This window comes from Bradyrhizobium manausense (assembly GCF_018130615.1).
GTDB classification, from domain to species: domain Bacteria; phylum Pseudomonadota; class Alphaproteobacteria; order Rhizobiales; family Xanthobacteraceae; genus Bradyrhizobium; species Bradyrhizobium manausense_A.
Genome location: NZ_JAFCKB010000023.1, coordinates 1 through 13415 on the forward strand (window position 1 = coordinate 1; position 13415 = coordinate 13415).

A 13415-nucleotide genomic window follows, 5' to 3' on the forward strand; every position below is an offset into this window, starting at 1 on the left:
CGCTTGCAGACGTCCAGGATCGAGTAGAATCAACGCCATGCGCTTCGTCCAATAAATTTAAACCGGACAGCCGTGGGACAAGCCCGGGCATCCACGTAATAGGCGATCGTTGAGAAGCAAGACGTGGATGGCCGGGACAAGCCCGGCCATGACGAGGATAGCGCCAGATTGACGACTGGAATCCGCACATGCCACATCCGCTCGATAGCTTCTTCGCACCGGCAAGCATCGCGCTGATCGGCGCTTCCCGCGACCACGAGAAGATTCCGGGCCGCCTGCTCGCGATGCTGCGCAGGAACGAGTATCCCGGAAGGATCTATCCGGTGAACCCGAACTGTGCCGATATCGATGGCCTCGCCTGCTACAAGTCGGTCGCGGAGATCGGCGCGCCGGTCGATCTCGCCGTCATCATCATCCCGGCCCGCGCTGTGCTGTCTGCGCTCGAGCAATGCGCCGCCGCTGAGGTCAAGAACGCCGTGATCATCTCCTCCGGCTTTGCCGAAGAAGGCGGCGACAGCGCGGCGATGCAGGATGCAATCGCGGCGCTGGCGAAGCGCACCGGCATGCGGATTTCGGGGCCGAACGCCGAGGGATTTTTCAGCCAGGCGCAGCGGGTGGCGGCGACGTTTAGTCCCGCGGTCGATGTCAAGCCGGGCGTGGTGCCGCTGGTGGCAACGACAAAGCGGATCGGCATCGTCGCGCAGAGTGGCGGCATCGGCTTTGCCTATTATCATCGTGCCAGAGCGTTGGGCGTCGCTGTCAGCTATGTCGTCAGCGCCGGCAATGAATCCGATCTCGGTGCCGGCGAGTTCCTGGACTATATGATCCAGGACGCCTCGACGGATGTGGTCCTGCTGTTCATCGAAGGCATCCGCGACGTCGATCAGTTTCTTGCCGCCGCGCGGCGCGCTGCCGAGTTGAAGAAGCCGGTCGTCGTGACCAAAGTCGGCCGCTCCGGCGCCGGCGAGCGTGCAGCCGCCTCGCACACGGCGAGCATGGCCGGCTGGTCGGCGGCCTATGACGCGGTGTTCGCGAAATATGGCTTCATCGTCTCCAACGATCTCGACGAGGCGCTGACAATCGCGGCGGTGCTGGTGAGCAATCCGCTGCCGAAAGGTGATCGTGTTGCGGTCGTGACCGTCTCGGGGGGCGCCGGCATCTTGGGGGCAGATACGGTGGCGCTGCAGGGCTTGCGGGTACCGGAGCTTTCGGACGCCATCCAGACGGATATCAAAGAGCTGATGCCATCGTACGGCACCGCGCGCAATCCGATCGATGTCACGGCGCAAGGCGTCACATCGGGCGGTTTGCAAAAAAGCGTCGATCTGTTGACGGCCTCCGACGAGGTCGATGCGGTCCTGGTCCTGCTGTCGCTGTCGAGTGAGGTGCGCAGGCCCTTCAAGGAAGCCGAGCTGAAGCCGGTGCTGGCAGCGCAGAAGAAGCCGGTGCTGTTCTATTCCTACACGGTGCCGTCGGATTTCGCCCGGCACGACCTGGCGAAGTCCGGCGTTGTGGTGCTCTCGGGCCTCACGCATGCCGGGGTCGCGTTGCGGCAGATCGTCGACTACGCGAAGTTCAGTCTGCCGAAGCCCGCGGACGACGCACGGCCGCCGGCGCGCGATCTCTCCGCGCACCTGATCTCGCCGGTCTTGTCTGAAGCCGACAGCAAGGCACTGCTCCGCGCCGCTGGAATTGTGCTGCCGGACGAAATGCTGGTGAAGGACAAGAGCGAGCTGGACGCCGCGGTTGGCCGCGTCGGCTTCCCGCTTGTGATGAAGATCCAGTCGCCCGATATCGCGCACAAGAGCGAAGTCGGCGGCGTGCGGGTCAACATCAACACCAAGGGCGAGGTGTTCTTGGCGTTCGAGGCATTGTTGAACAATGCGCGCAAGCACCGGCCGGAGGCGACGATTCAGGGCGTGCTCGTCGGTCCCATGGCGGGGCGCGGCGTCGAGATCATCATCGGTACGATGACGGACAAGACGTTCGGCCCGATGGTGATGGTGGGACTTGGCGGCGTCACCACGGAGCTGTTTCGCGATGTCGCCTATCGCCCGGCGCCGGTGAGTGCGGAGGAGGCCGGCGCGATGCTGGCGGGCCTGAAGGCTGCACCGCTGCTGAACGGGTTTCGCGGAGCAGCGAAGGCAGATGTCGTGGCGCTGGCGCAGTTGATCGCGGATGTCTCAGTGCTCGCTGCGCGGCATGCAAGTGAGATCGCGGAGATCGAGCTCAATCCGGTGCTGGTGCATCAGGAGGGACAGGGCGTGACGATCGTCGACGCGCTGGTGGTGGGAAGGAAGTAAGCCGCCACAACCACTGCCGTCGTCCCGGACAAGCGCAGCGCAGATCCGGGACCCATAACTACAGGGAGTGATTTGGCGAAGGCTCGTGGCGACCGGCTGCGCGCTACAACTTCTCCCTGAGGGTATGGGTCCCGGCCTTCGCCGGGACGACGCGGGAGTTTGTGGAAGCACTAGAGTGACACGGCGAGACGCAGCCGCGATCACCGCCCCCTAAAATTCGCCGCGCGCCGCTCTTCCGTGGCTTTCACGCCTTCCTTGAAATCCTCCGTCGCACGCAGGCGGGTCTGTTCGGCGAGCTCGTGATTGGTCGCGGCCATGACGCGGTCGGCGAGGCCGGCGCGCATCGTGGCGCGGGTGGAGAGGAGGCCGAGCGGCGAGCATTCGGCGATTTCGCCAGCGAGCTTCATTGCGGCAGATTTCACCTGATCCTGCGGCACCAGCTCGTTGGCGAGGCCCCACTTATAGGCCTCTTCGCCTGTGACGCGGCGGCTGGTGTAGAACATCAGTTCGGCGTTGTTCTTGCCGATCAGCTCGGGCAGCGTCGTCGTCAGGCCGAAGCCGGGGTGAAAGCCGAGCTTGGTGAAGTTTGCGGAGAAGCGCGCTTCGGGGCAGGTGACGCGGAAATCCGCCGACACGGCAAGTCCGAGGCCGCCTCCGATGGCGGCACCCTGCACGGCGGCCACGATCGGCTTCTTGGCACGGAAGATGCGCACGGCCTGGATGTAGAGATGGTTGATCGGGCCGAGGCTGTCGGCCGGATCGCCCTTTGCCTTGTTCTGCGCCTCTTGCGCCTCCTGCGCCTGCCGCGCCGGGTCCTGGAAATTGGCGCCGGCGCAGAACGCCTTGCCCTGGGCCGAGAGAACGGAAGCACGGATCTCGATGTCGCGGTCGAACTCGTCGAGCGCATCCGCGATCTGGTTGATGAGCGAGATGTCGAAGAAGTTCAGCGGCGGGCGGCGGATCTCGATGGTGCCGACATGTCCGACCTTCTCGACGCCGATATCGCTATAAGTGCTCATTCTTGTCTCCAGTATCTCAGTAGCGAAGAACCACCTCTCCCATGGGTAGAGGTCGATTTGCGCCGGCGAATCCTGGCGAGGGGATCAGCTCTATCGTGAGATCCTAACCCCTCACCCGGCGCTACGCGCCGACCTCTCCCCATGGGAGAAGAAACGGAGCGCGACGCCAGGATTGCGATCCCATCTAGCGGAGTCCAAGCCCGCGCGCGATGATGCCGCGCAGCACTTCGGTGGTGCCGCCCTGGATGGTGAGTTTCGGCGCGGTCTTGATGGCGAAGTCGAGCTGTCGCTCCAGCGTCTCGCGGTTGGTCGCGGTCTCCTCGACGAAGGCGGCGAGATCGCGCACCCGGTGCGGAAGCTGCTGCTCCCACACCGTGCCGATGTCCTTGACGATGGACGCTTCCACCACCGGCTCCTTGCCGGCCTGCAGCATGCCCGCAACCGAAACCGACATGCGCCGCATGGTGTGGAGCTGTGCAACAAGGCGGCCGATGCCTTCGGCGCTGCGCGTGTCCGGGTTGGGACCAACCGCGCGGACCAGCTCGGTCAGCACGTAATAGGTTTCGAGGAAGCGCTCGGGACCCGAGCGTTCATAGGCGAGCTCGCTCGTCGCCTGCTTCCAGGCGCCGTCGACCTCGCCGAGCACGTGATCGTCCGGAATGAAATGGTCGGTGAACACGACCTCGTTGAACTCGTATTGGCCGGTGATCTGCCCGATCGGATTCACCTTGATGCCGGGCTGCTTCATCTTGACCAGAAACTGCGTCAGCCCGTGGCGGCGGTTTTCCTTGGTCGGTGGCGAGGTCCGGAAGATTGCGATCATGTAGTCGGCGATATGCGCCGACGAGGTCCAGATTTTCGTTCCGTTGATGAGATAGCCGCCATCGGTCTTGGTCGCGCGTGTCTTCGCCGCGAACAGGTCCGAACCCGAGTTCGGCTCGCTCATGCCGATGGCAAAGCAGATCTCGCCGCGACAGATGCGCGGCAGGATGTCCATCTTGATGTGCTCGGGCGCGTATTTCAGCAGCACCGGCCCGCTCTGGCGATCGGCGACGAAGAAGCGCCGGGTCGGCGCATTCGCGACGCGCATCTCCTCGGTCACCACGTAGCGCTCGAGGAAGGAACGCTCCTGACCGCCATATTTCTTTGGCCAGGTCATGCCCAACCAACCCCTGGCGCCGACCTTGCGGGAAAATTCCGGCACGTCGGTGTCTTCGCGGTTGGGTTTGTGCGGATCGAAGGTGCCGCCCGCGATTTCCTCGGCGAGGAAGGCGCGCACTTCCTTGCGCAATTGCTCGCATTTCTCGGGCAGGCGGATCGGATCGAAACGGAGGGCTGCGGTCATGTGTTTCGTTCCCTGATCAGCGCGACGCCACGAGCGGCCACAATTCATCGGCGCCCCTGACGGCGACGAGCTTGCCGAGCTCGACGGCCCAGTAGCTCTCCGAGCCAAAATCGTCGCGCCAGGCGAGCGCCCGCAGCGAATAGCGATGCAGGATGTGCTCAATGGTGAAGCCGATGGCGCCGTGAACCTGGTGCGCGATGCCGCCGCCTTTCTCTGCAGCTTCCGCGCAGCGAATCTTTGCGGACGCGGCTTCGAGATAGACCTCGTCGCCGAAGGATTTTGCATTCGCGATGGCGTCGGCCGCCGATGTCGCGGCCGCAAGCGCGGCGGCGGATTCGCCGGCAAGGCGGGCGAGATTGTGCTGCACGGCCTGGAATTTCGAGATCTTCTTCTCGAAGGCCACGCGCTCGTTGGAATAGCGCACGGAAATGTCGAGCATGGATTCCAGCGCGCCCGCAATCTGAAGGCTGCGCGCAACGCCGCCCATCAGCATCAGCGTGGTCTGGTCAACGCCCTTCGGCGCGGGCTTGACGGTGACGGGCTGGACCTTGTCCAGCGTCACGGTGTCGCTGTGGTCGTAGCCGACATTGAGGCCGGGTTCGGTTCGCACCTTGCTCGCATCGACCAGCGCGATCGAGACGCCGTCCTTGCCATGCGCCAGCACCGCAAAGTGCTTCGCTGCCTTGGCAAAGGGCACGCCGCGGGCGCGGCCAGAGAGCGCGCCGTCGCCGTCAATCGTGATGCGATCCTTGGGAGAGGCCGGTACCACCGTCATCTCGCCTTCGGGCGAGGCGATCCTGGCCTGAGCGAGCAGCCAGCCTGCGAGCATGGTCTCGGCGAGGGGAACCGCGACAGCGAAGCGGCCGGCGGCGTTCAGCAAGGCAAAACCGTCGGCCAGGCTCGCGCCGGAGCCGCCGAGATCGTCAGGCACCCAGGACAGCGGCAGACCGGCTTCGCTCAGCGCCTGCCACAGCGGCGCCTGCCACGAATTCTTCTTGTCGTTGTTGATGGTTTGCGGATCGGCGAGGTCGGCGAAAATCTTCTCCGCGGTCTCGACGACGATGTTGTCACTCTCCACCACAGCGTTCCCCGTGTTTTTCCATTGGCGCGTCCGGTCCCATGGGCGGCGCGCGGTCTCTTTCTTGCGCCCGATGATCTGAAAAAGCCATGGCCCTGACAAGCGTTGATCGCAGGTCAACCTGCGGCGCGGGCATGGGCGGCAAGCTAAATCCGCTTAGCGGAGTTTGCTCGATTTGCAGGGCGCAGCAAACTCGCTAAACAGGGCCGGCTCCAAGAGCCTGCATTCAATCAAGGGGAAGGAAATCCGGATGGCCAAGGACACTTTGTGCGCAATCGTGACGGGGTCCGCATCCGGCCTCGGTGCTGCGACCGCGGAGATTCTCGCTCGGAATGGGGCGCGGCTCGTCATCAACTATTCGTCGAGTCAGAAGGAAGCAGAGGCCACGGCACAGCTCTGCCGCGAGGCCGGCGCGGGGGAAGTGCTGGTCGTGCAGGGCGACGTCTCGAAGGACGAGGATTGCCGTAGAATCGTGGCGGTCGCGAGCAACTGGAGCAAGCTCGACATCCTCGTCAACAATGCCGGCACCACCAAGCATGTCGCCCATGCCGATCTCGACGGATTATCGGCGGAAGATTTTCAGCGTGTCTACGGTGTCAACACTATTGGACCGTTCCAGATGGTGCGTGCGGCGCGCGGCCTGCTCGAAGCCGGTGCGAAGGCTTCGGGGCGTCCATCGGCCGTGGTCAACGTCTCATCCGTCGCTGGCATCAGCGGCGTCGGCTCGTCGATCGCCTATGCCGCGAGCAAGGGTGCGCTCAACACCATGACGCTGTCGCTGTCGCGCGCGCTGGCGCCGCTGATCCGCGTCAACACGGTGTGCCCCGGCTATATCGACACGCCCTGGTTCACCAAGGGCCGCGGCGAAGCACAGGCAAAGCAGGTCCGCGACAGCGTGGTGGCGAGGGTGCCGCTGAAGGTCGCCTCCTCCGCCGAGGATATCGCGCAACTCGTCTGCTTCCTCGCGATGCCGGCTTCCAGCAACATGACCGGCGAGGTCGTGCGCATGGATGCGGGGATGCATTTGCTTACGTGATACTGCACGACGTCATTCCGGGTTCGCGCTTTGCGCGCCCCGGAATGACGGTGGCTACCCCTTGATCACGCCGCTCGCGACCAGCCGGTGCCAGATGAACAGCACCACCACGGCACCGATCGTGGCCATGATGAATCCCGCGCCCTGGTCCGGACCATAATGGCCGATGGCCTGGCCGATGAAGGTCGCGAGAAATGCGCCGACGATGCCGAGGATGGTCGTCAGGATGAAACCTGACGGATTGTTCGGCCCTGGCGCAAGCCAGCGCGCGATGAGGCCGGCGACGAAGCCGACCACGATGATCCACAACAGGCCACCCATGCTCATGTCAGTGCTCCCCTTGCCTGGTCCACGTCAACTCGATTGCGACTAAATTCGTCCCGAGATTTCGTTCTCGGTCGGCAGCCGTCCGTCCGGCGTCAAATGATCGACCACCTGCGGCAGGTACTGGCTGAGGCCGGAAAGCAGTTCGTCGCGCGACAGGCCGCTCTGGGCGGACAGGCTCTCGATCTGGTCCGCGCCGAGCGCATTGGCGAGATCGCCAGGAGCGATCGGCTTGTTCTGACCCTTGCCGACCCAGGTGTTCGCGGTCTCGCCGTGGCCGCCCTGCTGGAGCTGATTGAGGAGATCGCCGAGGCCGCCGCTCAGAACGCTGCCCGCTGCGCCGCCCGCGAGCAGGCCGCCAAGTCCGCCCTTGAGGACATCGCCGAGGCCGCCACCACCGCCCGGCCCCGCATTCACCGGCGGAGGCACAGATGCCGGCGCGGACTGCGGCGTGGCGCCCGGTTGGCCAGCCGTCAGATGCTTGAATGCCTTCCAGGCGAGCAAGCCAAGGATCGCCATGGTCATCGGCGACATGCCGCCGGAGGATTGCTGTGAGCTCGGCGTGCTCGGGCCGCGGGGCCCGTTCTGCATGCCGTTGAGGACGTCGAGTAGACCCATGGTGCTCTCCTTTGGCGTTCTCGTCGGCGAGCTCTCGCCGGTGACAAGCCCCCGGGCAAAAACATATGGGGCTCTCATGACGGTTACAAGGCAGATGCGCCCTGGCCGCGATGGGCCGCCGGCCTCGCCTCTGTCCTTTGCCTCTGCTATCGAAAGCGGGTTTTGAGGGAGCAGTTCAGGTGGTGACGGATCGACCGATCGTGGTGGCCGGCGCGGGCGCCATCGGCTGTTTTGTTGGGGGCCAGCTGGCGGCCGCCGATCGTCGCGTCGCCCTTCTGGCGCGGTCGCGGGTGAAGACCGAGATCGAGCGGTTCGGCCTGCGGCTCACGGATTTTGACGGCTCCGAGAAGAAGCTGGATGCGGGCCGGCTCGCGCTGTCGGAGGATCCCGCCATCTTCCACAGCGCCGGTATCATCCTGGTCACGGTGAAGAGCGCCGACACGGCCGACGTCGCGGATCAGATTGCGCAACACGCGCCTCAGGATGCGGTCATCGTGTCGCTGCAGAACGGTGTCGGCAATGTCGCTGCGCTGAATGAACGGCTCGGCGGCCGGCGCGTGCTCGCCGGCATGGTGCCGTTCAACGTCATCGCGATGGGCGAGGGGCGTTTTCACCGCTCCACGTCCGGCGATATTCATGTCGGTGCTGACGACGCGAATACGGCGGCAGCGCTTTCGGTGCCGGGCCTCGCCATGCGCGCGAGCCGCGACATCACCGGCGTGCAATGGGGCAAGCTGATCATCAATCTCAACAACGCCCTCAGTGCGCTGTCCGACATGCCGCTCGCCGCGCAGCTGGCGAACCGCAACTGGCGACGGCTGTTCGCCGATCAGATGGCCGAAGGCCTGGCCGCGCTGAACGCTGCCGGCATCACGCCGGTCTCTGCAACGCCGATCCCGATGAGCTGGACGCCGACCTTGCTGAGATTGCCCGATATGATCTTCAACGCGATTCTCGGACGCACGATGAAGATCGATCCGGAGGCGCGTTCCTCGATGTGGCAAGATCTGAAGCAGGGCCGCAAGACCGAGATCGACTATCTCCAGGGCGCTGTCATCGCTCTGGCCGAACAAAACGGAGTGGCGGTGCCGCTGATGCGCCGCATTGTTGCGCTGATCAAGGAGGCGGAGATCGCCGGCAAGGGGCCACCAGGGCTTTCGCCGCAGCAGATCCGTGGTGCGGCTTGAGTGTCGACGGTCGATGGAGGAGCGCGATGAAAAAATACATGATGATCGCTTTCACGCTGGCCGCACTCTGCGGCGCCTCCACCCTCGCTGAGGCCCGGCCGCCGACCGTCATGAACTCCCCAGGCTATGATGCGCGCTTGCAGGAGAGCCGCAAGGCGTTGGGCAATTCACAGACGGCAACGGCGCCGGCAAATGCAACGGTGCTCAAACCGAAGCATAGTAAGAAGAAGCAGCCGAACTGACACGGTGCGTGTGCGCCGGTGGTGCCACGTTCTCAGTCGTCGTCCCGGATCTGCGCTTACGCTTGTCCGGGACAACAGCGGAGGGCGTGGTCAGCTCTTCCTCGCCGGCTTGCTTGGTGTCGGGCTGAACAGCTTCTTCAAATCGTTCAGGCTTTCCGACAGCCGCGGCCATTCGCAGGAGAACGAGCCCTTGGTGCAGGGCGTGCCCTTGGCTCGCGCGCCTATGGTCTTCGGCCGCTCGACTGGAACGGGGACACGCTCGACCTCGGTTCGCAGCGCGACCTGCTGGAGCTGCTGAGCTTGCTGTTCCTGCTGTTCGCGCTGCTGGCGCGCCATCGCCTGGGCCGCTTCATTGCTGCGGCGCTGATCGGCGAGATAGGCGGTGTAGGATTCGTCGATCTTCTTCTGTTCTTCCGGCGTCGGGTTGGGACCTGCGATATTGAAAGTGCGATCCTGGAGGAAGTCGTAATAGGTGTAGCCGCCGCCCGGCTTGCGACGGCCGGCGAACTTTGCGTTACAGTCCGCAAGGGCTGACGTTTTCTCGGCTTTGGTCGCGGATTTTTCCGCCGCGTCGGCGCATTCCTCGAAGTCGACCGGCGCGCGCTTCCACCATTGTGCGTGGGCATGCGCCGAGGTCAGCAGAAAAAATCCTGCTGCGGCAACGAGTAGCGGCGCCGCACGACGCGATGGAACTACGTCCGACATTCTACGATAGCATTCCCTGCGAGACTCAACCCGAACCGAGTCGAAACAGATTTTTGCTCCATTATCGCCAATTTGTCACCCATGGAACTCGGGAATTTCATGACTGATTTGCTGACATTTTTTGCTTGACGTGGCTCCGGAGTCACAGCCGCGCGGCACATGATGCGATTAGAGTTTTATCGATTTGGACGTGAGGAGAAATATTGGTCATGAGGGCGCTGAGCTGCTTGGCCGCAATCGGGTTGGCGCTGATCTGCGGCCGCGCGCTCGCCGCAGAGGACGATGCCCCCAACAACAAGCCGGTGAAGGTCGTTGCCGATGCGCGGCTCTCGGTCGGCGGGCAGGGACTCCTGCCGCTCTATCTCTCCAGCGACTGGTCGATGCCGCTGCCGGCGATCTCGCGCGCCGTCATCGTGCTGCATGGCCGCCTGCGCAACGCCGACGAATATTACATCTCGGCTCACACCGCGCAGGTCGCAGCCGGCGACGACGGCAAGAGCGCGCTCATGATCGTTCCGCAGTTCCTGGCCGAAGTCGATATCGAAGCGCACAAGCTTCCCGCCGAGATGCTGCGCTGGACGCCGGAGGGATGGGAGGGCGGCGATGCCGCGCTTGCGCCGAACCCGGTCTCCTCCTTCGAGGCGCTCGATGCGATCCTGGCAAAGCTCTCCGACCGGCGCGTCTTCCCGAACCTGAAGCAGGTTGTGGTCGCCGGTCATTCCGGCGGCGGCCAGGTCGCGCAGCGCTATGCCATTGCCGGCAAGGGCGAGGCGGCGCTGTCGCGCCAGCACATCGATGTTCGTTATGTCGTCGCCAACCCCGCGTCGTATGCGTATTTCAACGCCGAGCGGCCCGCACCCAAGATCGCCGCGTCCTGCCCGGGCTACAACAATTGGAAATATGGCATGGACCAGCGGCCGCCCTATCTCGCGGACGCGGCACCAGCCGCACTGGAGCAACGCTATGTCGAGCGTGACGTGATTTATCTGCTCGGCACGCTCGACACCAAGCCCGCAGCGGACAAGAGCTGCATGGGCGAGGCGCAAGGCCCCAATCGCTACGCCCGCGGCCACGCTTATGCCGATGCGATGGCGAGACGCAATCACGGCACGCCCGGTCACAGGGTGTGGGACGTCGCCGGCGTCGGTCGTGACGGCGACAGGATGATGACCTCGAAATGCGGCCTCGCGGCGCTGTTCGATAGTCCGGGCTGCGGCGCAGAGCGCTGATGCGAGCGCCCTGAAAGCTTGCGCCTTGAAGGTCCAGCCCCGGCTGTTACACTTCGTCCCGCGAAGACCTCATCCTGGGGCGACGCCAAGAAGACGAAGTGGAAATGCCTGATGCTACTGCCCCTGTCGGATGTGCCGCGCTGGTACGCTCAACGTAAACCCGAAGGCACGATCGCCGTCAAACATGGGCAGAATGCGCTGACCTGGGATCAGCTCGAGCGCGGCGCCAACCGGCGCGCACGCGCCTTTGCGGCGAAGGGCGTCAAGCCCGGCGATTTCGTCGCCATCGGATTGCCCAACGGCAATGCGTTTTTCGAGACCACCTTTGCGGTGTGGAAATGCGGCGCGACGCCGACCTCGTTGTCATGGCGGCTGCCGCGCGGTGAAGCTGCAGCCGTGCTCGACATTCTCAAGCCGGCGCTGGTGGTCGGCGGCGAGGCCGATTGGAATGCGCCGAATCGGCTGCCGGCGGATTTCGTGCCGGAAGGGTTTTCCGATGAACAGCTCGACCCGCCGGTCGCGCGCTACTGGAAGGCCATGACATCAGGCGGCTCGACCGGCCGTCCCAAGGTGATCCTCGATCACAATCCCGCCGTCACCGACACGGCCGCAGCGCCACCGCTCAACATGCCCTTCGGAGCCTCGCTGCTGAATCCTGGTCCACTCTACCACAATGCGCCGTTCATCGTGTCGCACTACGCCCTGTTTGGCGGCGGCAAGCTCACCGGCCTCGTCAAGTTCGACGCCGAGGAGACGCTGCGGCAGATCGAGCGCGAGCGCGTGCAATGGGTCAATTTCGTTCCGACCATGATGCACCGGATCTGGGCGCTGCCGGACAACGTTCGCAATGCCTACGATCTGTCGAGCCTGCAGACCGTGTTTCACATGGCAGCGCCGATGCCGCCCTGGCTGAAAGAGAATTGGATCGCCTGGCTGGGGCCGGAGCGGGTCTGGGAGCTCTATGGCGGCACCGAGCGGCAGGGCGCCTGCATCATCTCCGGCACGGAATGGCTGACGCACAAGGGCTCGGTCGGCAAGATCGGCGAGACCGCGAAGCTCCGCATCATCGGCGAGGACGGCAACGACGTCGCGCCGGGCGAGACCGGTGAGATCTACTTCCTCAACAATGACGGCAAGGACGCCACCTATCACTATCTCGGCGCCGAGCCGAAGCGTCGTGCCGACGGCTGGGAGTCGCTCGGCGATATCGGCAGGTTGGACGCCGAAGGCTATCTCTATCTCGGTGACCGCCTCGCCGACATGGTGCTGCGCGGCGGCGCCAACATCTATCCGGCCGAAGTCGAGGCTGCGGTCTCGGAGTGTCCCGGCGTGCGCTCCTGCGTCGTCGTTGGCTTGCCCGATCCGGAGCTCGGCCAGCGCGTGCACGCCATCATCGAACCGGAGGCGAACGCGGATGGACAGGCTATCGCGGACAGCATGGCGGACTTCTTGAAGGACAGGCTCAGCCGCTACAAGCACCCGGAGAGTTTTGAGTTCGTCAGCGCATCGCCGCGCGACGATTCCGGCAAGGTTCGCCGCACCCTGTTACGCGACGAGCGCGCGGCGTGGATGAGGGAAGGCCGCCGGTTTCGCATCGTGCCGAAGGTACAGGCTCACGCCGAGTAGGAATTGACGGAAGGACTGAAATTCATGACGATCACCATCGCAGCGAACAGCGTGCCGAAGCCACCTGCGGATATCATCGAGGGCTTCCGGAATGCCCCAACCTCGATCATTTCAGACAATCTCGGCCGGCTGCCGGGCGCGGTCGGGCTCAAACCCTATCATCGCAGCGGCAGGCTGATCGGCGCGGCCTTCACAGTGCGCACCCGGCCTGGCGACAACCTCGCCATCCACCGCGCGCTCGAACTGGTCGGCCCCGGCGATGTCATCGTGGTCGATGGCGGCGGCGACGAGACCCGGGCGCTGGTCGGCGAGATCATGAAGAACATCGCGCAATGGCGCAAAGCGGAAGGCTACGTCATCGACGGCGCGATTCGCGACGTCGCGGCCTTCGCCGCCGACGACTTTCCCTGCTTCGCCCGCGCGGTGATCCATCGCGGCCCCTACAAGAACGGCCCCGGCGAGATCAATGTGCCCGTGACGATCGGCGGCAGCGTGATCTCGCCCGGCGACATCGTGGTCGGCGACGAGGACGGCGTGGTGTCGTTTCCCGCCGTCGGCGCCGCGGCGTTGCTGGAGGCCGTGCGCGTCCAGATCAAGCGGGAGGACGATACGCTGAAGGCGATCCGCGAGGGCCGCTACCAGGGGGCCTATGGCAAGTCCTGATCGCCCACTTGTTGGTGAGCGAAGGGCTTCCGATTCGGCC

The 13415-nt window shown here is 64.5% G+C and carries 13 protein-coding genes; 7 read left to right on the forward strand and 6 right to left on the reverse strand.

The genetic code is table 11. The annotated features are described in order from the left end of the window. Window positions 1-188: 188 nt before the first annotated feature. A complete protein-coding gene (locus JQ587_RS30960) occupies window positions 189-2303 on the forward strand; it encodes an acetate--CoA ligase family protein (protein WP_212427863.1) in 2115 nt (704 codons plus the stop codon). Between the two features lie 200 nt (window positions 2304-2503). Here JQ587_RS30960 and JQ587_RS30965 read toward each other — a convergent pair whose 3' ends face one another. From JQ587_RS30965 to JQ587_RS30975, 3 genes are all read right to left on the reverse strand, one after another. After that, entirely contained in the window at window positions 2504-3322 is an 819-nt protein-coding gene (locus tag JQ587_RS30965; RefSeq protein WP_212427864.1) for an enoyl-CoA hydratase/isomerase family protein, read from the reverse strand. Between the two features lie 184 nt (window positions 3323-3506). Then, window positions 3507-4667, reverse strand: coding sequence for an acyl-CoA dehydrogenase family protein (locus JQ587_RS30970; RefSeq protein ID WP_212427865.1), 1161 nt, complete (start codon window positions 4665-4667; stop codon window positions 3507-3509). A gap of 16 nt (window positions 4668-4683) precedes the next feature. Continuing rightward, a complete protein-coding gene (locus JQ587_RS30975) occupies window positions 4684-5748 on the reverse strand; it encodes an acyl-CoA dehydrogenase family protein (RefSeq protein ID WP_212427866.1) in 1065 nt (354 codons plus the stop codon). A 247-nt stretch (window positions 5749-5995) separates the two neighbouring features. On the opposite strand from JQ587_RS30975, the gene JQ587_RS30980 reads away from it, so the two are divergent. Then, window positions 5996-6781 carry an SDR family NAD(P)-dependent oxidoreductase gene (locus JQ587_RS30980; RefSeq protein WP_212427867.1) on the forward strand — a complete coding sequence of 262 codons (786 nt, stop codon included), beginning with the start codon at window positions 5996-5998 and terminating at the stop codon, window positions 6779-6781. Window positions 6782-6835: 54 nt separating this feature from the next. Here the strand turns inward: JQ587_RS30980 and JQ587_RS30985 are convergent, their stop codons facing one another. Beyond that, on the reverse strand, window positions 6836-7108 hold the full coding sequence (locus JQ587_RS30985; RefSeq protein WP_212303528.1) for a GlsB/YeaQ/YmgE family stress response membrane protein: 273 nt from the start codon (window positions 7106-7108) through the stop codon (window positions 6836-6838). A gap of 42 nt (window positions 7109-7150) precedes the next feature. Further along, window positions 7151-7723: a YidB family protein gene (locus JQ587_RS30990; protein ID WP_212427868.1), complete on the reverse strand. Its 573-nt coding sequence runs from the start codon at window positions 7721-7723 to the stop codon at window positions 7151-7153. Between the two features lie 179 nt (window positions 7724-7902). Between JQ587_RS30990 and JQ587_RS30995 the strand changes: the two genes are divergently transcribed. Both JQ587_RS30995 and JQ587_RS31000 read left to right on the forward strand, forming a co-directional pair. Next, window positions 7903-8910 carry a 2-dehydropantoate 2-reductase gene (locus tag JQ587_RS30995; protein WP_212427869.1) on the forward strand — a complete coding sequence of 336 codons (1008 nt, stop codon included), beginning with the start codon at window positions 7903-7905 and terminating at the stop codon, window positions 8908-8910. 26 nt (window positions 8911-8936) lie between these two features. After that, window positions 8937-9152, forward strand: coding sequence for a hypothetical protein (locus JQ587_RS31000; RefSeq protein ID WP_212303525.1), 216 nt, complete (start codon window positions 8937-8939; stop codon window positions 9150-9152). 90 nt (window positions 9153-9242) lie between these two features. On the opposite strand, the gene JQ587_RS31005 is transcribed toward JQ587_RS31000, so the two are convergent. Beyond that, window positions 9243-9857, reverse strand: coding sequence for a hypothetical protein (locus JQ587_RS31005; RefSeq protein ID WP_212303524.1), 615 nt, complete (start codon window positions 9855-9857; stop codon window positions 9243-9245). A gap of 209 nt (window positions 9858-10066) precedes the next feature. Between JQ587_RS31005 and JQ587_RS31010 the strand changes: the two genes are divergently transcribed. The 3 genes from JQ587_RS31010 (at window position 10067) to JQ587_RS31020 (ending at window position 13375) form a co-directional block, all read left to right on the forward strand. Further along, window positions 10067-11086 carry an alpha/beta hydrolase gene (locus tag JQ587_RS31010; RefSeq protein WP_212427870.1) on the forward strand — a complete coding sequence of 340 codons (1020 nt, stop codon included), beginning with the start codon at window positions 10067-10069 and terminating at the stop codon, window positions 11084-11086. Window positions 11087-11197: 111 nt separating this feature from the next. Continuing rightward, entirely contained in the window at window positions 11198-12712 is a 1515-nt protein-coding gene (locus tag JQ587_RS31015; RefSeq protein ID WP_212427871.1) for an AMP-binding protein, read from the forward strand. Between the two features lie 24 nt (window positions 12713-12736). Beyond that, entirely contained in the window at window positions 12737-13375 is a 639-nt protein-coding gene (locus tag JQ587_RS31020; protein WP_212427872.1) for an RraA family protein, read from the forward strand. Window positions 13376-13415: the final 40 nt, after the last annotated feature.